The sequence below is a fragment of the Staphylococcus sp. CoH_129_LAB_1 genome, assembly GCF_058191515.1.
Genome location: NZ_JBXWKZ010000027.1, coordinates 1 through 19,390 on the forward strand (window position 1 = coordinate 1; position 19,390 = coordinate 19,390).

Sequence of the window (19,390 nt, forward strand, 5' to 3'; positions counted from 1 at the left end):
CCCTGTAAAATACAGAGAATTAGCAGCCTAGAACATAGTGTTTTTATTAAGTTCCCATTTTAAGGGTTCAGTGCCATGGGTGCCAATATGCTTTTTATTCTAATTATTATTTTTTAATCTTCTTACGTATACGATTCAATGTTTTAAATAGCCAATATTTTGGTTTATTAATTGGTTTATAGAAATCGCCAATTAACTCTTCGATATAAACATTAAATCCTCTTTTAAAGCGATAAACTCCATAATCTTCACTATTTTCAGTAAAATCACCAGATAAGCCATAAAAATTATATCGATCATAACCATGGTCAAAGCAATAATTCATCATAAACCAATGCATCATATATGGTCCCATATAATTGTTATATTTTTCTGATGAACCTCCTGAAAAGTAGTTTACTTCATAAGCATTTGCAAAGTATACTCCGGAAGCCAAGTTTAAAATTTGTCCATCAGTTTGACGTAACTCGCTTGCATGTAAGAGTTCTTTTTGATCGTGCTCGATTTGTTTATCTAATTCAGCAATTTTTTTGAGTTGTTTGTCACTTTTGTTTTCTTTGGCCATCATTTGATCACGACGTGTCTCTTTATCATTTAATGATGTTTGTAATGATTTGATATATTCGTCTAAGTCAATATAAGCCAGTGGCACCAATGCTTTATCACCATATGTATCTATAAAATTATAAAAGTATTCATCTGTTTTTGATACAAAACCAGTACGTGCTTCTGTTTCGCGATATAAGTCTAAGAAAATATTTAGTTCATCTCTCTTAAGAAATCTTACTTTTACCCCGTAGTTTATCGCTTTATTTATATTTCTTTTACGTTGACTATCAAATTGCTTTTTCAATGATGCAGGCGTTTCACCTTTTAAATAATTTACTCCCATCCATCTTACTTGACTAGAACGATCATATTTCGTAGTAAAACCATGATGTTCGTAACCATGTGATTTAAATAAATTAACTAAAGCTTCATTTTTTTCGCGACTTCCAACTGGATTGATATCTTTATCATAAATTTGATAAATCCAATATGGATCAAGTTTTACATATAAACATTGATGTTGATGTAGATATTTTTCTAATTCTCGTAAATAAAAATCAACAAGACCTAAATCGGAATAATCCATCACTGGTCCACGATTGGAATAGTATACATAACTTCCCATAGTTGGAATTTTTGAGAAAAGACTTGCAGCAATCACTTTATTACTTTCATCTTTTACGCCTAATAGCACAACTTCAAATCCGTCATTTTCTCTAGTTTCTATGTTTTCAATAACTTGGAAGTAATGACTCTCTAATGATGGATTTTGTACGAAGGTTTCATATTCTTTAACTGTTAACTCTGTAAATTTCATATTCGCACTATTCCCCTCTTAATTAAATCTTTTTTTTAATTTTTTAAGTTTTGTATATAGTGTATACATTGGTTTATTAATTGGTTTAACAAAGTCACCAACATATTCGATTACATCTGCATTAAATCCCTTTTTAAATTTTACAACACCTACATCTTCAGCATCATCTGTAAAATGACCACTAATCCCATAAAAATTATAACGGTCAATGCCATGATCAATTGCATAATTAATCATAGTCCATTGAACTGCATAACTTCCAGCGAAGTGTCTATATTTATTTGACGTTCCACCTGCATAATATACAACTTCAAATGGATTAATAAAGAAGAATCCAGCAGATATTGGTAATTCGTTACCGTGTTCTAATTGAAGTTGTGTTGCTTCTTCAATTTTTTGCTCATTTGCTTTTAATTGCTGTTCTAAATTTATTTTTTTATTTTGTGCTTTTTTGTTATCTGGACGTTTTTCAATATCTTTTAGAGCTTTGTTTAAATCTTTATTTAATGTCTGACGTTCTGCATGAAGTTCTTCAAGATATTCATCAAATTTTATATATGCGAGAGGTACTAATACTCTATCTTTAAAATGATCAAATCGATTATAGTAGAAACTATCCTCTCTATCAGAAAATTCTTTAGTTTCTGATGTATCTTCCATAAATGATCTGAAAATAGGTAATTCTTCTTTAGTAAGAAATCTTACTTTAACACCATTTTTTTGGACTTTTTTAGTATTTCTTTTTCGTAAACTATCCATTCCATTTAATACATCTTTAGCAGTTTTATCCTTTAAATTTAAAACTGAATGGAACCGAATTTGTAATATTGGATCAAATCCTGTTGTAAATCCTTCGTGTTGATATCCTAATTGTTTCATTTTATCGAAGAACCAATCATTCCCTGCATTTCCTGTAATATCACCATCATGATTACGATATTGATAAGGCAAATAGGGGTCTATACGTACATATAAACAATGTTGTTGTTTTAAATATTTACTTAATTCGTTAAAGAAAAAGTGAACGAGTTCTTTGTTTTCATAATCAATGACTGGACCGCGATTTGAATAAAAATATTTAAAAATTTTCATAACGGGTACAGCAGTTAGCATACAAGCAGCAATGACTTTATTATCTTTATTTTTAATTCCTACTAAATGAGTTTCAGTTTTCTCAGCAACTTTTAACTCATAATTTTCAGTCATTTGTGTAAAATGGCTATATGGCATCTTTTCAGTAAAATCGCCAAATTCTGTAGCTGTTAAATTTGTAAACTTCATTATCTTTATAACTCCTAATTTAGAATCTTTATTTAATTTGAGTTGACTAATTTTAAAACTTACCACATGTATACATATCTGTCTAATCTCAATAAGTATACAATAGATATGTTTAAAACTGAAATATAAACCTATACACATCTTTAAATCAACATAAAATATACTTAAATATTCTTAAATGTCAAGGCTCTATCCTTTACAAATAATAAGAGCTGAAAATCACTCTTTTTCAGCTCTTAAATTCATATCTAATTATATTTTAAATCAATTAATACTACATTGCTACTAATTCTGAAGTATTCATACCATGAATGCTAATAACTAGTTTATATTTTGTTAACAATTATCTAAAGTATGTCGAATATTTCTTAAATATTCTACTGTTTGACTTAAGTCATCATTTTCAAATCTTTGAACAATTTCACTTCCAATAACAACACCGTCTACATCATTTACTAAATCTTTTATATGATCTATAGTTCTTATTCCGAATCCCGCTACTACTGGAAGAGAGGTATACGATTTAATCATTTTTATTTTGTCTTTAAGTTTCGGATGAAATGTTCCATTTTCTCCTGTAGTAGCATTCATCGTTACAGTATAGATAAATCCTTCTGCATGTTTTACGATTTTTTGTATACGATTTGTATCTGCCGTCATTGCTATTAATGAAATTATTTTTACAGTTCTATTATGATTTAATTGTTGTTTCAAGTGGTCTGTTAGCTCAAATGGTAAATCTGGAATAATTACTCCATAAACTCCAACCTCTTCACACTTTTTAAAAAACACTTCTTCTCCATAGCTTAAAATGACATTGTAGTATGTCATTAGGACATATTTACAATTAATTTCATTTTGATGTTTGTCTAACTCATTAAATATATAATCGATTGTTATATGATCTTGAAGTGCTTCACGACCAGCTTTCATAATGATGGGGCCATCAGCTATAGGATCTGAAAATGGAACGCCAATTTCTACAATATCTGCGCCATTTTCATCGAGTACTTTTACATTTTCTACAAATTGTCTATTACCCATGACATAAGAAATAAATAATTTACTCATGTTTATCCCCCTTTCTTTGTTGTATATATTGTCGAATCATTTCCATATCTTTATCCCCACGTCCAGATATCGTCACTACTAATATGTCATCTTTTTTCATTTTAGGTGCTAATTTTTCTACATAACTTAATGCATGTGCACTTTCTATAGCGGGGATAATACCTTCTATTTTAGTGAAGCGGACAAGGGCTTCCATTGCTTCTTCATCGCTAGCACATTCATAGGTTACTCTTCCAATATCATGATAATACGAATGTTCAGGCCCAATACCTGGATAATCTAATCCTGCTGAGATAGAATGTGCCAATCCAATTTGTCCATATTTATCTTGGATTAAATACATTTTTGATCCATGAAGTACACCAGGCTTTCCTTTCCTTATCGCAAGTGCATGTTGATTGGTATCTTTACCTCTGCCAGCTGCCTCCACACCGTATAATTTCACATCATCTTCTACAAAAGGATAAAATGTTCCTATTGCATTAGAGCCTCCTCCTACACAAGCAACTACTGCATCTGGCAAACGATGTTCTTTCTCTAATAATTGTGATTTTATTTCTTGACCAATCACACTCTGAAAATCTCTAACCATTGTTGGAAATGGATCCGGCCCTAAAGCTGATCCTAATAAATAATGTGTATCTTCCACGTGACTTACCCAATACTGTAGCGCTTTATTAACTGCATCAGATAAAGTTCCTTGACCCTCATCCACAGCTTCAACCTTAGCTCCCAATAATTCCATTCTAAATACATTAAGTTGTTGTCTTTTGATATCTTCTCTTCCCATAAAAACAATCAGTTCCATATCAAACAATGCAGCTACTGTGGCACTGGCAACCCCATGTTGTCCTGCTCCTGTTTCTGCAACAAGTTTATTTTTACCCATTCGTTTAGCGAGCAATGCTTGCCCTATTGCATTGTTGATCTTATGAGCTCCAGTGTGATTTAAGTCTTCTCTTTTTAAATAAATTTTAGCTCCGCCTAATGTTTTTGTATATGATTTCGCATAGGTTAGTGGTGTTTCCCTTCCAACGTATTCCTTTAAATAATATGCTATCTCTTGTTGAAATTTAGAATCATTCTTTGCTTTTTGATATGCGTTCTTTAGTTCAATGATAGCTGGCATTAATGTTTCTGGTACATATTGTCCGCCGTACTCGCCGAAAAAACCTATTTCATTTGCTTCAGTTTGTATCTTTTTCATTATCTAATCTCCTTTTAATGTAATTTATGATGGTTTCCATTTTCAATTTATCCTTGCATTCATTTGTCTCTATACCACTGGATATATCATAGCCTTTATGTGATAAATCTAGCTTTTCAATCTGTTGAATAGCACTTATATTTATTCCTCCTGCAATAAGATAAGGAATATCTTGGCTTACTGATTCTAATATTTGCCAATTAAACGTTTGACCAGTACCACCAAATTGAATTGAAGGTGTATCAATAATAAATAAATCCACCCATGGCTTATATTGATTAATATCTCTATTCAAATTTTCTGTGGCCGGCAACGCTTTAATTATCTTAATATTCTTAAAATTCAATTTAACTTTTTGGATTAATTCAATTGATTCATTACCATGAAATTGAATGGCATTCACATTGGTTTGTTGCAATAATGTTTTTAATTCTTTATATGTAGGATTCACAACAACTACAACTCGATTTATGTGTTTTGCTACAAATTGATTTAAGTGTTTAATTTGCTCTATCTTTAAATGACGTTTACTTTTTGGATAATGAATAAAACCAATCATATCTATATCTAAAGAATTGGCTTTTAAAATATCACTTTTTGTTTTAAAGCCACAAAATTTTAATATTTTCATTTTACTTTATTTAGTTTTAATGAAGGTAATAACGATGATATATTATTACTATTCATTAAAGCTCCTCCCACAAGTAAACCGTCTATTCCACTATTTACGATCTTTTTTACATCGTTTAAAGTTGTAATACCACTTTCAGAAATATAATAATAACCTTCTTCTTTCATTTCTAAAATTTTATTAGTATGTTCTACTGTAGTAATAAATGTTTTTAAATCTCTATTATTTACACCAATAATTTTAGGTTTAATTTGATATGCGCGTTCTAATTCTTCTTTGCTATGAACTTCAACTAAGACTTCTAAGTTTTGAGACGTTGCATATTGATATAAATATTGAAGCATGTTATCGGTTAAAATATTTACTATTAATAAAATAATAGAAGCTCCAGTTCTTTTAGCAAGATCAATTTGAAGCGGATCAATGATAAAATCTTTACATAATACTGGTAAATGTGTGAGTTGCGTTAATGTTTGTAGACGTTCAAAACTGCCTCCAAAATATTTTTCATCGGTTAAAATTGAAATGGCGCTTGCTCCATGACTTTCATATTCAGCAACTTGATGTTCTATGTTAATGTCCTTAAATGCTTTTACAGAAGGACTTTTGGATTTTATTTCTGCAATAATACTCAATGTTGATTCATTTTTCAAAGAAGTTTCTAGAGATGACTTATAAGATACATCAACTTTTTTAATACATTTGATTTTATTGGTATAATAACCATCGTTTAGCAAATGTTTTTTATACTGTACAATCTCATCTAATATTGTCACGTTTATTCTCCTTTCATCAACTCACATTGTTTTAATGCTTTGCCACTATCAATTAAAAGTTTTGCTAAATCAATGCCCTTTCTAATACTATCTACTCTATTTGATATATATAAGGCTATTGCTGCATTAAGAACTACGACATCTCTTTTAGGTGAATAATCTTTTCCACTTAATATGTCAACCGTAATATTTTTATTTTCTTCAGGGGTACCACCTTGAAGTTCTATATTACTTGCATTAGCTATGCCATAATCTCGTGCATTTAAAAAATAATGAGAAATTGTTCCATCCTCATGTAATTCATATATTTCGTTATCTCCAGACAACGTAGCTTCATCCATTCCATCTGCGCCATGAAGTACGATACCTTTTCGTCGTCCTAAATCTTTCATAGTTTTAATAATCATTGATAATTTAGAGGCATCGTATACCCCCATTACCTGATAATCTAATTTAAAAGGATTGATTAATGGTCCAACTATATTAAAAATGGTTGGTTCATGAATGAGTTTTCTAATAGGTTGAATGTATTTCATAATTGGATAGGATTCCATAGCGCTTATAAATGCTAAATGTGTTTTAGATACTTGTTCAGACACATCTGCTACTTTCGTAGTGGGAATGTGTAATTGTTTTAATAAATCTGTACTTCCAGAATTAGATGTAATACTTTTATTTCCATGTTTAATAACTGGAATATCCGCACTTGCTACTACAAATGACACAGTTGTTGAAATGTTGAAACTATTCGATTTATCCCCCCCTGTTCCACAAACACATATACTTTCTTTATATTTAAGTTGAAATGGATACATTGTGTGAATAAGACTTTTCACTACATAAGTTAATTCTTTTTGATCCATAGACTTATTTGTAAAGGCTTGTAATAACTTTACTTTATCTTTGATATCATATTCTTGATTGATAAGGTATTTAATAAATTCTGTAGTTTCGTCTTGTGAGAGTGTTGTATGACTTTGAATTCGGTTAAGTAATGTTAAGGTCATCATGTTTACCCCTTTCTTTTACGATGTTGATAAAATTTTTAATTATATGTTGTCCTTGATCTGTTGCAAAAGACTCAGGATGATATTGAATACCAAAATGTAACCCATTTTTTGTTTCATAAGATTGGATGCAATCTTTTGTTTTTCCAGTGATTATTAATTGTGATGGAAAAGATGCTTCATCACTTATTAATGAATGGTAACGCATAATATTAAAATGAGTGGTTAAGTTGTTATATAACTTAGTTTGTTGAGTAACTGTTAATATATCAACTTTACCATGCATGACTTTCTCACCTTGAATAACATGGCCACCGTAATAACATGTTAATGCTTGTGCGCCTAAACATACGCCTAATATTGGTAAAGATTTATACCTTTCAATAATATTTAAAAGGTGGTTACTATCTAAAGGGTGACCAGGTCCTGGAGATATGATGACACCATCACTTTGGTTAACATAATTCAGCACATCTCTATCATCTGGGTATTTGACAACAACGTCGTCTAATTGACTAACTATATCAACTAAGTTGTATGTAAATGAGTCATAGTTATCAATGATTAAAATCATGGTGTGACCTCCAATAAACTTTTTGCTTTTAATAATGTTTCTTCTAATTCTTTTTCTGGTACTGAATCATAAACCACACCACATCCTGCTTCGACTTTCACAGTAGTATCATCGATTAACATGGTTCTTATTGCTAAGGCAAAATCCAAATTCTGATTACAATTTATGTAGCCCACACCACCACTATATATTCCGCGTTTATATGGATATACCTCATATATACGTCTAATTGCTCTAAGCTTTGGAGCCCCTGAAACAGTTCCTGTAGGTAATAAATTAGCAATCACTGTCATAGGAGATAATTCTGGCTTAATCTCTCCTTTTACTTCGCTTACAATATGCATGACATGTTCATATTTTTCGATTTCCATTAATTTCATAATTTTTGAACTGCCGATGCGACTGACTCTATGTATGTCATTTCTACCTAAATCAACAAGCATTCGATGTTCACTTAATTCCTTTTCATCGCTCAATAATTGTTCTGCATTTTGGTCATCTTCTTTCATGGTTTGTCCTCTTTTAATTGTTCCAGCAATTGGATTCGTAATGACCGTTCCATCTTGTACAGCTACAAAACTCTCTGGAGAACTGCCTATAATAATTTGTGTATTCATATTAATGTAGTACATATATGGACTTGGATTACGTCTTTTTAAGTTTTGGTATAATTGATAACTTAATTGCAACTTATTATTTTTAAAATGATGTTGGTAGCTATATATTCTAGATGGCACAACTTGAAACATATCACCTTCTTTTATAAGCTGCTTTAATTGTTTTATGTTATTTATAAATTCATCATCCGATATATTTGGTGTGACATTTGAAGGCATAGGAGGTTGAATATAATCATCTGTATAAGCTTTAATTTGAGATAGTGTCTTTATTTTATCTTTTACTCTTTTTTCTAAATCTTTTTGTTCTACTTCTGAAAATTGATTTGTAGCGATAACATATAATTCATCTTTATAATGATCAAATACATATACATCTTCTATCATGTAAAATTCAACATCATGAGTATTTTTAATTTCTTGTATGGATAGTTGTTTCAAAAATGGAAACTCATGCCTTATTAAGTCAAAACTACACGTACCAATAAAGCCAGATATAAATGGTAAGTGTTTTAGCTTTTTATCCGTAATCTGAATATTAAATTGATTGATATAATCTTTTAAATATTTATAAGGTTTTTCAGTAATTTCAATGTTTTGTTTTTTCGTTTTTATCGTTAGGATGTCATCATTTAATACAACAGAACCATAACTTTCAAATGTAACAATAGAATATCTACCTTTAAGTTGTTGTTGACTGGTACTTTCTAAAATAATCTTATTTTGCTTTAACTTTCCTAATACTTCGGGTGTAATATTTGCTCTAAGTATTTCATAATATATTTTCATTATGCTTTAGTCCTTTCTCATAAAAATATCAGCCTCCTTATTTGAAAGGACGCTGACGCGCGGTACCACCTTAATTAACTAAATATTTTGAATTATCAAAATATTTAAAGTTCACTTTTTTTATATTTAACTTTTTACAAGTATAAACCCAATTTCATTATTAGTGATGTTAGTTTTCATCAACCACTAACTTTCTATGATTATCTAGCTAATAATTACTATATTTATACCAAAAAGACACCACGACTACGCTCCAAAGATAAGGACGCGTTACCGTGGTGCCACCTTAATTAACATTACATGTTCACTTTACTTTTATTCAATTTAACCTTCTAAGCCCAATTCAAATATATGTTGTGCTAATTTACATCATCCATTAGCTTTCTATTTGCTACATGACATATCTTCTACTTATTTCTCAGAATTATTAAAATATTATTATAATTCAGTATAATATATAACTATATCCTATTTGTCAATATTTATTTTAATTTATTGGTGACAAACAATAAGCATATAATAAATCTTGAGTTGCATGTATAGAATCGATATGTGTTCTTTCAAGCGCATGGGAAGATTCGATGCCAGCTCCAAATAGTCCGTGTTTAATATCGGCTCCTGCTTTTAATGCTGCCGATGCATCAGACGTATAATACGGATAAATATCTACTTTATATGGAATATGATTAAATTTACATAAGTTCACTAGATGATTTTTTAATTCTTTATGATATGGTCCAGACGCATCTTTAGCACAAATAGATACTGTATATTCATCAGAAGATTGTCCTTCTCCAAGTGCCCCCATATCAAAAGCAATAAATTCTACAATTTTATCAGAGATTGATGCATTCGCTCCATATCCTATTTCCTCATTATTAGAAATATAAAATTGAATAGTATGTGGTAGTTTAATTTGCTCTTTTTTTATTCTTTCTAATAAATCTAATATCATTGCTACACTTGCTTTGTCGTCTAAATGTCGAGATTTAATAAATCCAGATGAAGTTATTTCAGTTCTTGGATTAAAGCTAATAAAATTACCCACTTCTATTCCTAAATCCTCTGTCTCTTGTTTAGAAGATGTTTTTTCATCTATACGGACTTCCATATGTTCAATATCTCTTGGTATTTTTTCATTTTCACGATATACATGTACACTTGTTTCATGTAAACATATTGTCCCGGTGTACGTTTCACCAGATTCTGTTTCAATCTGACAATATTCTCCTTCAATAGCGTTATATTTAAATCCACCAATTAGATCAATTGACAAACGACCATCTTCCTTAATTTCTTTTACCATTGCACCTAAAGTATCTACGTGAGCGGTAATACAACGTTGACGCTCATTATCTTCACCTTCAACTTTGATAATTAAAGCACCTTTATTTGTTAATTTAGTTGAGTATCCTAAATGTTCCGCTTTTTGTTTTACATAGTTTATCGCTTTATACGCATTTCCCGAAGGACTGTTAATGTTAGTTAAGTTTTGAATTAATTCTAATATCTTTGTTTCCATTCAATTTCCCCTTTTTACAATAATTTAAATCTATTTTAACTTAGATAAATAGCGAACTCTAATGAAATAGTATTGTTTAAAATGAATGACTAATTTAAAATAGAGATATTCTGAATATTTAGAAATAAGGAGGCCTCATATGAAAAATATTTTATTTGTTGGTTTAGGATTGATTGGTGGAAGCTTAGCTAGTAATTTAAAATTTTATAAATCTGAGTTTATTATATCTGCCTATGATACTGATAAGACTCAATTAGATAAAGCAATGTCTATTGGTATTATTGATAAAAAGGTTAATGATTATGCACTTGGTGTTAAAGAAGCGGATATCATAATCTTTGCTACTCCAGTTCATCAAACAGCAACATATCTAAATTCACTATCTAATTATGAAACTAAATCACATTTGATTGTAACGGATACTGGTAGTACAAAACTAATGATTCAAAATTTTGAAAAACGTTTATTAGAAGCAGATATTCATCTTGTTAGTGGACATCCAATGGCTGGTAGCCATAAATCTGGTGTGCTTAATTCTAAAAAGCACTTATTTGAAAATGCATACTATATTTTAGTTTACGATGATGAACGTAATACACAAGCTGCTAAGACATTACAAAATTTGCTTTCCCCTACACTAGCCAAATTTATTGTAACTACTGCTAAAGAACATGATTATGTAACAGGAATTGTCAGTCATGTTCCACATATTATTGCCTCTAGTTTAGTACATCTTAGTTCAAGTCATGCCAAAGATCATGCCTTAGTCAAACAGCTTGCTGCTGGTGGATTTAGAGATGTTACAAGAATCGCAAGCAGTAATGCTGAAATGTGGCGGGATATCTCACTGAGCAATAAACAAAATATCATTAGTCTATTAGAAGATATGCAAACAAATATTAAGAATATGATAGTTAAACTTAAAAATGAAGATGAACAACAAATATATAAATTCTTTGAGGAAGCAAAAATATTTAGAGACCAATTACCTCTTAAACAACATGGCGTTGTAAATGTTGGGTATGATTTATATATTGATATTCCGGATAAAGCGGGTATGATTAATAAAGTTACTTCTATTTTAAGTTTACATAATATTTCTATAAGAAACTTAAAAATTTTAGAAGTCCGTGAGGATATTTTAGGTGCATTACAAGTTACCTTTAAAACTCCTAAAGATCGTGAACTAGGTATTGCCGCTTTGACTGAGTTTAATACTTACATTCCATAAAAAAACATTCTACTTTTAAAGAATTTTTAAAAGTAGAATGTTTTTTTACTTCTTATGACCTGCCATTAATCCTAGCCTATTATGTTTCGTTCCAGATTCAGTATAAGAAATTGCTTTTGAAACGATACCTTTACCATATTTCCTTTGTAACGCATCAATCGTTTTAGCTAAATTTTCTTCTCGTTGTTTTTCATATTCATTTACAAATAAATTTAATTGTCGATTTTCTTCATTAACGAGTTGTGTTAGTGAAATACTTAACGTACGATATAAAGCATGTTTATCACATAACTGATTTGCATAATCATTGACGACTTTAACTATATCTCGTTCTAGATTTGTAGCATCTGTTAAAGTGTGTTGTTTATGTATTCCTCCACCTTTAGTATATCCAAATGAGAAATGTATTGTACGTGCTAATTTTTTTCTTTCTCTTAATCTATAAGCAACATCTTCAATCAACTCTTGCATAACAATTTTTGTTTCATTAAATTGATAATCTCTCATCAAAATTTGACTTTTACATATAGCTGGATTACTAATTTTACTTTTTTCTCTTATTTTGCTTTGATCTATACCATTGGCATGTAAATGCATATCTGTACCTAATATACCAAAGTCTCTCTTCAAATACCTATGGGGGTAATGTGCTAAATCGCCTATTGTAATTATTCCTTTTTTATTTAGCTTTATTTCTGTTTTTTTATTGATTCCCCAAAATGATTTTAAGGGTGAGATACACCATAATTTATCTGGTATATCATGGTATCGCCACTCAGTAATACCTTCTTTTGTATGTTTAGCTTCAATATCCATTGCTACTTTACTAAGTAACATATTAGAACCAATACCTATCGTGCAATATATCCCTGTCTTATCTAAAATTTCTTTTTGAAAACACTTAGCAAAAGAATATACTGTAGTATTAAAACGATGATAGCTGTTTGTTACATCCATAAAAAATTCATCAATACTATATTGATATAAATCTTCTCCTGGGACATATTTAAGAGCAATTTTGGAAATTTTTAAAGATATTTCTAGATATCTTCTCATACTTGGATTAATAACATAAATATCATTACGATGTGGAATTTCAAATAATCTTGAGCCGGTTTTAATACCAAGTTCTTTCAATTTAGGTGTTGCTGCTAAAACAACAGATCCTTGCCGTTTAGTGTCGGCTACCACTGCTAACTTTGTCTTTAAAGGATCTAATCCTTTTTCAATGCAAGATACACTAGCATAAAAACTCTTTTGGTCTACACACAATATATCCCTATCTTCAAGTAAATTATAATCATACATATCAGCGCCCTCCTTAGACAATTTAATTATATAGGAACACACGTTCTATTTCAATAACGAAAAGAACGTACGTTCTACATAAATATCTTGATATGCTTTTTTTAAAAGTGATATACTAAGCATATAATTATGTAAGGAGGACAAATCATGCCGATTGTAAATGTAAAGTTATTAGAAGGACGTTCAGATGAACAATTAAAAAACTTAGTTACAGAAGTTACGAATGCAGTAGAGAAGACAACAGGAGCAAACAGAGAAGCTATCCATATAGTCATTGAAGAAATGAAGAAAAATCACTACGGTGTAGCAGGCGTAAGAAAATCTGATCAATAATATAATAATTATTGAAGTTTACATAATAATATTATTGTAGTTAAAGAGGATAATAAATAAGCAGACCGAAACGGCCTGCTTATTTATTATCCTCTAAAAACGACTCTATTGCTTTTTTATTTTTCTCTTTATCAATATCTAGTGCGCTACCATCGTTGTTAGTATTAATATCTTGATAAGAATTTTTTATCGGCACAGTTAGTGTTTCCACATTTTTATCGCCTCTTATTCCAAAGCTTAGTCCTGTTTGGAAAATAGCTGAGTTTGGCATATCTGTATTAATATATCCTCTTAATATACCAGCTACTTTAGGCAATTTTACGATTGTACTTGGGGTAATTAATTCTTTCTTAAGTGTTTGCATAACTTGCTGTTGACGTCTTACACGTCCAAAATCTCCCTCTGGATCATGTCTAAATCTTGCATAACCTAATAATTCTTTACCATTTAATCGATGATGCCCTTTTTTCAATGATACTCCAATATTTTCTGACATATCTTTTTCAACGTCAATTGGCACACCATTAGGTTCTAGCTCATCAACCATTTTTTCAAAACCAGTGAAATCAATGACTGCATAATATTCAGGATTAATACCTAAATTTTTATTTAACGTTTGTCTCAATAGCTCTGGCCCACCAAGTGAATATGCAGCGTTAATTTTATATTTATCATAACCGGGAATTTCCGCATAAATATCACGCATAACTGACATCATTTTCATTTTTTTCTTAATATAATCGTATTGCACAACCATAATAGAGTCAGTTCTTGATTTCCCTCCATTAGCTTGGTCAGCACCGAGCATTAATACTGTGATTTTTCCATCATTTTTAACGGCTCCATTAAATTTATGAATTTTAATATCTTTTGCATGTTCCTGTGCATATTTCATGCCATTTTGATATCCATGAACGACATACGTAATCACTGCAATAAGTAAAACTACAATAATCAGTATTACAAAAGGTAATTTTCGAAGTTTTTTCTTCTTTCGTCGTTTAGAAGGTGTCGTTGTCCCTGTTTGCCGTCTTAATACTGTATTATCCTTCTTTTCTGTCATATTTACCTACCTTATACTCTTTAAAATCTTCAAAATAATATTTGGATATACTATAATATATAAATAAGTTATATAAAATATCTTAAAAAATCAAGTTTTTTCAATAAATATTACAAAGGTGTTATGAAAGGATGGCATAAATGAATATTAATACAGCATACTTTGCAGGAGGCTGTTTCTGGTGTATGACAAAACCGTTTGATCAATTCGAAGGTATTGAATCAGTAACATCAGGTTTTATGGGGGGTTCAGTTGAAAATCCAACTTATGAACAAGTGAAAAGCGGAACTACTGGACACTATGAGACTGTTAAAATAGAATATGATGTTGCTTTATTTTCTTATCATAAATTATTAGAAATTTTCTTTTCGGTCATTGATCCATTAGATGCTGATGGTCAATTTCAAGATAGAGGGTCACAATATCAAACAGCCATTTTTTATACAAATGACGATCAAAAAAAAGTCGCAACTAACTATATCAAAAAATTAGAAAAAACAATGCATTCTGACAAAGCCATTGCTACTAAAGTTCTACCCGCTTCAAAATTTTATAAAGCTGAAGAATATCACCAAGACTTCTATAAAAAGAATCCTGAACGTTACGCACAAGAACAACAAGATCGAGCAAATTATAATCCTAATTCTAACTCATAAAAAGATATCCGAATATATTTTCGGATATCTTTTTTATTTATGTCTAATCACTCGCATCACTTTTAACATACTATACCAAAGAGAACTATCTTTTCTATATACTAAAAATCGTGGTTCCCACTGAGGACTATATTTTTCTTTATATCTTCGTAATCCTTGGAAACGATATAAACCATTGAAATGCTCAAATACGCGTCCTGCAATACGTTCTCGTGAGTATGAGTAGTCGAGTTGACCTACATTTGACAAGGTAGCCATGCCCATGTTAAATGCCTTATATTCTTTTTCTTTGCCCCATAATAACATATGTAGATATAATCCATCCATTAAAGGTAAGTCTAGTTCAGGTAACCAACGAATTAAATCTACTGAAATCGCTTCATTATAATACGTCGGCATTAATGTACAAAATGCAATAATCTTACCATCTTCGTTTTTCATAATTCCAATTGGCGCTTTATCTAAGTACTGTTCTGTAAATTGGCCAACAGAAAAATGCATTTCAGTACGTCCATCGAGCCATTTATCACTTACTTCTCTAAGCTCCTCTATTAACTCTTTAGAAAATGATGGTTCTATAATTTCAAAATTAACATTTAAATCATTAAATTTATTAAGTGTTGCTCTAAAACCACGTCTTTTCTTTCCTGAAGTAGTAAATTGTGTTAAATCAATAATAGCCTCTTCACCTAATTTAAAAAATTGATTACCGAAATTATGATACAACGGCATGAAGCGATCAGATACTTGATAAAAGATGACATCATAACCTAACTTTTCAGCAAAATTATAAAAATCATATAATAATGATTGGAATGATGCTTTATTCCCCATTGGATCCCCCAATACGACTAGCGCATTTGATTTATATCTATACATAAGAAAGGCTTGTTCATTTTCATGCATAAATACATCTTTATCACCACTATATATCAAATGACTTAAATAATTCCCTCCATACATTTCAATGATTGATTTACATTGAGTAAAATCTTGTAATTGATGTGGACGTTCAAAACGACGTCCAAATAACCATGCAGTACTAACAATTAATAGCATGACAACTATCACTGTTAGCCAAAAGTAATATTTTAGCAACGACGTATCCATTTCCAAATGATATACGTCTAAAGCATATAATGTTTCAGAAATAATGAAATGATTAATATATAAAATAATCACGCTAATGACTAAGGTAAATATTAAGTTTTTTAATCTAAATGGACGTTTAAATACTTTCGCACGTCGATAAGCTAAAATAAGCAAAATAAAAATAATAATAAGCCATGTAAGTAGCATAATAGAAGCATATGTATATATCGTTACGATAAATATTAAAATAAGTGAAATCATTGAATAAATAATCGCTCGTTTACTTTGCTTATATATTCCCCTTACATTAACAAGTAATATTAAACATGCACTTGTATGAATAGACAACATGATATAGTAAATAAAGTGATCTATATCATATAGCCCGTCATAAACAATCGTCACATTATTAATAAAGAAAACAAAACTTGTTAATAATATAAGAATAGATAAAGCAAATGCTGGGATTTTTGAAACGATATCTTTTTGATAAGACATTATGAATGAAGTAACGTCTTTAGCAGGTACAAAATATTTAGATTCTTCAAAGTACTTACGAGCAGAATTACCAAATTCAAACGTAGATAGAATTAAAGCAATAACAATAGGTACAAAATAATAAGCAAAACGATATAACAGTAAGGCAATCAATATTTTTTCTTCAGGAATACCTAAAGATTTTAATCCCAATAAAACAACCAAATCAAATGCCCCAAATCCACCTGGAATAAAACTAATCAGCCCAGATAATGCAGCAATAATAAAAATACCAAGTAGCATTGTAAAAGATACGTGAATATCAACAATACGTGTCGATAAGTAAAGTACGACAGCAGCAGCTACCCATTCAATACTTGAAACAATTGTACAATATACTCCTACCCATTTATTATGTTCAGTGATAGGTTTAACGACTGTATAAACTATAAAAATAGGTAAAAATAAAGTTACTGCGTACAATACCCATTTTACAAAACGTACTTTATCGAGAATATGAGAAGCATCAAAAATATGAAGTACGACTAAAATGGATAAGAAGCTTAAACCTGTAAACATTGAAACTAATATAATTGAAATAGCATGAAGTAGTTTTTTTCTTTCAGAAGTATAATTTTTGTAAATAAATGTTCTAAATCCAGCACCTATAAATCCACCAAATCCAACAATGGCATTAAATGCATTAATAATATAACTCAAACGAAATACTTTATTCAGTGGTATACTCAACTTTAGAGTTTTAACAAGGATGACATCATATAAACTTAACAATATCATTGATGCGCCACCACATATAAATAAACCAATTAAAGACCATCGATTGATTTTACTAAATGCTTCTAGTGTTTGTTTAAAGTTAATATGTGACAATTCATGATATAAAGTAGCAACTACCACAATAAAAAGTGTTATAGCAAACACCACTTTTAATATAGATATTAATCTATTTTTATGTTCTTCAGTCATTATTCGTTACTATCCTTTACTTTATATTAATATAAAATATATCATATCATATTCTCTCTATATATCTTTAGACTATTTAACTAACATAATTGTAAGATAAAAAAGCTACGAAACAGGTATGTTGTTTCGTAGCTTTACATATAAAATTTATTCCGCTTCTGTATAATCTTTGTGTTCTGCTTTTTGAATTTCGTATTGTCCTGCATCGTCCCCGTAATATTTATTGTAACGACGTTTAAATAATAAGAAGATATGAGAGACTAATACTTTTAAAATAGCATAGCCAGGAATGCCTAAGACAACTCCTACAATACCTAACAAATTACCCGCACTTAATAAAATAAAGATAATTGTAAGTGGATGAATCTTTAACGTTTTTCCCATAATATTAGGAGAAATAAAGTGACCTTCTATAAATTGAACCAACGTCCAAACAACAATCAATTTTAATAACATAAGTGGTGAGGTAATAATCGCAATAATAATCGCTGGTGAAATTGCAATTGTTGGTCCCAAGTAAGGCACAACACTTGTTACTGCGGCAATTGAAGCTAGAACTAATCCATAATCTAAACCGATAATAGAGTAACCAATAAATAATAAAATACCGATACAAAATGATACGATAATTTGGCCTTGAATATATGAGCCGACTTGTACACTCATTTTTTCTAATAAATCATGATAGTCTTTTCTAAATTTAGGAGGAATAATTTTAGTTGTATATTCCCTAAATTTAATTCCATCTTTCAACATAAAGAACAATACAAATGGTGTAGTCGCAATAACGACACCAACATTCACAATAGCTTCTGCAAACGTTTTAATCTTAGTTCCAAATCCACTAGAATAATCTGACACTAATGATGGAATTTTTTTAGAAGTAGAATCAAGCCAGTCCTGAATTTGACTATAAAATGAAGATAAAATAGACATGTGTGTCACTTTATCAATAGCATTATTAAATTTTTCAATGTATTTAGGGAAGTTATTTGCAAGTCGCATAATCTGATCACCAATAACAGGAATTAACAAATTAATAATTAGTGTTGCTCCCCCAATAATCACTAAAAAAACAATTATAATTGCTAGTAATCTTGGAATGTTATAACGTTCCATTAAATTAATAATTGGATTTAATAAGTAATACAAAATAAGTGATAAAATAATTGGCGCTACAATAGTATTAAAGATGATGACAAAAGGTTGAAAGACATAAGAAATTTTGTCAAAAATAAATATAGAAATGCCAAGTAATACTAATGAAACTAACGCAAATAATAAATCTTTACCACCTAGAAATTTCATAAAGCGTGTTTCAGAAAAGCTTAGCTTATTTGCTTTCTTTCCATCAACTTTGTTGTGGTCCATTGACATATCATTTTCACCGTACCCTTAATCT

The 19,390-nt window shown here is 30.0% G+C and carries 17 protein-coding genes; 3 read left to right on the forward strand and 14 right to left on the reverse strand.

Annotated features, from left to right (window positions below):
- Positions 1 to 106: 106 nt before the first annotated feature.
- The 10 genes from AC2FB1_RS08500 to AC2FB1_RS08545 form a co-directional block, all read right to left on the reverse strand.
- On the reverse strand, positions 107 to 1,366 hold the full coding sequence (locus AC2FB1_RS08500; protein ID WP_490674784.1) for an aminoacyltransferase: 1,260 nt from the start codon (positions 1,364 to 1,366) through the stop codon (positions 107 to 109).
- An 18-nt stretch (positions 1,367 to 1,384) separates the two neighbouring features.
- Positions 1,385 to 2,647 carry an aminoacyltransferase gene (locus AC2FB1_RS08505; RefSeq protein ID WP_490674785.1) on the reverse strand — a complete coding sequence of 421 codons (1,263 nt, stop codon included), beginning with the start codon at positions 2,645 to 2,647 and terminating at the stop codon, positions 1,385 to 1,387.
- A gap of 336 nt (positions 2,648 to 2,983) precedes the next feature.
- Positions 2,984 to 3,718: a tryptophan synthase subunit alpha gene (trpA, locus tag AC2FB1_RS08510; RefSeq protein WP_490674786.1), complete on the reverse strand. Its 735-nt coding sequence runs from the start codon at positions 3,716 to 3,718 to the stop codon at positions 2,984 to 2,986.
- On the reverse strand, positions 3,711 to 4,928 hold the full coding sequence (gene trpB / locus AC2FB1_RS08515) for a tryptophan synthase subunit beta (protein ID WP_490674808.1): 1,218 nt from the start codon (positions 4,926 to 4,928) through the stop codon (positions 3,711 to 3,713). The genes trpA and trpB overlap by 8 nt, the downstream gene beginning before the upstream one ends.
- Entirely contained in the window at positions 4,906 to 5,556 is a 651-nt protein-coding gene (locus AC2FB1_RS08520; RefSeq protein ID WP_490674787.1) for a phosphoribosylanthranilate isomerase, read from the reverse strand. The genes trpB and AC2FB1_RS08520 overlap by 23 nt, the downstream gene beginning before the upstream one ends.
- Positions 5,553 to 6,332, reverse strand: coding sequence for an indole-3-glycerol phosphate synthase TrpC (gene trpC, locus AC2FB1_RS08525; protein WP_490674788.1), 780 nt, complete (start codon positions 6,330 to 6,332; stop codon positions 5,553 to 5,555). Before trpC ends, AC2FB1_RS08520 begins: the two co-directional genes overlap by 4 nt.
- 2 nt (positions 6,333 to 6,334) lie before the next feature.
- Entirely contained in the window at positions 6,335 to 7,339 is a 1,005-nt protein-coding gene (trpD, locus tag AC2FB1_RS08530) for an anthranilate phosphoribosyltransferase (protein ID WP_490674809.1), read from the reverse strand.
- The gene (locus AC2FB1_RS08535) at positions 7,320 to 7,913 is read right to left on the reverse strand and encodes an anthranilate synthase component II (RefSeq protein WP_490674789.1); all 594 of its coding nucleotides are present in this window, start codon (positions 7,911 to 7,913) and stop codon (positions 7,320 to 7,322) included. The genes trpD and AC2FB1_RS08535 overlap by 20 nt, the downstream gene beginning before the upstream one ends.
- Positions 7,910 to 9,319, reverse strand: coding sequence for an anthranilate synthase component I (locus AC2FB1_RS08540; RefSeq protein ID WP_490674790.1), 1,410 nt, complete (start codon positions 9,317 to 9,319; stop codon positions 7,910 to 7,912). Before AC2FB1_RS08540 ends, AC2FB1_RS08535 begins: the two co-directional genes overlap by 4 nt.
- A gap of 487 nt (positions 9,320 to 9,806) precedes the next feature.
- Complete coding sequence (locus AC2FB1_RS08545) at positions 9,807 to 10,841, reverse strand: M42 family metallopeptidase (RefSeq protein WP_490674791.1); 1,035 nt, start codon at positions 10,839 to 10,841, stop codon at positions 9,807 to 9,809.
- A 139-nt stretch (positions 10,842 to 10,980) separates the two neighbouring features.
- Between AC2FB1_RS08545 and AC2FB1_RS08550 the strand changes: the two genes are divergently transcribed.
- The gene (locus AC2FB1_RS08550; RefSeq protein WP_490674792.1) at positions 10,981 to 12,072 is read left to right on the forward strand and encodes a prephenate dehydrogenase; all 1,092 of its coding nucleotides are present in this window, start codon (positions 10,981 to 10,983) and stop codon (positions 12,070 to 12,072) included.
- Between the two features lie 45 nt (positions 12,073 to 12,117).
- On the opposite strand, the gene AC2FB1_RS08555 is transcribed toward AC2FB1_RS08550, so the two are convergent.
- Complete coding sequence (locus tag AC2FB1_RS08555; RefSeq protein ID WP_490674793.1) at positions 12,118 to 13,380, reverse strand: Y-family DNA polymerase; 1,263 nt, start codon at positions 13,378 to 13,380, stop codon at positions 12,118 to 12,120.
- A 147-nt stretch (positions 13,381 to 13,527) separates the two neighbouring features.
- Between AC2FB1_RS08555 and thmT the strand changes: the two genes are divergently transcribed.
- The gene (gene thmT, locus AC2FB1_RS08560; RefSeq protein WP_490674794.1) at positions 13,528 to 13,713 is read left to right on the forward strand and encodes a 2-hydroxymuconate tautomerase; all 186 of its coding nucleotides are present in this window, start codon (positions 13,528 to 13,530) and stop codon (positions 13,711 to 13,713) included.
- 79 nt (positions 13,714 to 13,792) lie between these two features.
- Here thmT and AC2FB1_RS08565 read toward each other — a convergent pair whose 3' ends face one another.
- Complete coding sequence (locus tag AC2FB1_RS08565; RefSeq protein WP_353317626.1) at positions 13,793 to 14,776, reverse strand: LCP family protein; 984 nt, start codon at positions 14,774 to 14,776, stop codon at positions 13,793 to 13,795.
- Between the two features lie 140 nt (positions 14,777 to 14,916).
- On the opposite strand from AC2FB1_RS08565, the gene msrA reads away from it, so the two are divergent.
- Positions 14,917 to 15,432, forward strand: a complete 516-nt coding sequence (gene msrA / locus AC2FB1_RS08570) for a peptide-methionine (S)-S-oxide reductase MsrA (protein WP_490674795.1) — start codon at positions 14,917 to 14,919, stop codon at positions 15,430 to 15,432.
- A gap of 33 nt (positions 15,433 to 15,465) precedes the next feature.
- Here msrA and mprF read toward each other — a convergent pair whose 3' ends face one another.
- Together mprF and AC2FB1_RS08580 are read right to left on the reverse strand one after the other, a co-directional pair.
- A complete protein-coding gene (mprF, locus tag AC2FB1_RS08575) occupies positions 15,466 to 17,988 on the reverse strand; it encodes a bifunctional lysylphosphatidylglycerol flippase/synthetase MprF (RefSeq protein WP_490674796.1) in 2,523 nt (840 codons plus the stop codon).
- Between the two features lie 147 nt (positions 17,989 to 18,135).
- Positions 18,136 to 19,365, reverse strand: coding sequence for an AI-2E family transporter (locus tag AC2FB1_RS08580; RefSeq protein ID WP_490674797.1), 1,230 nt, complete (start codon positions 19,363 to 19,365; stop codon positions 18,136 to 18,138).
- Positions 19,366 to 19,390 lie beyond the last annotated feature (25 nt).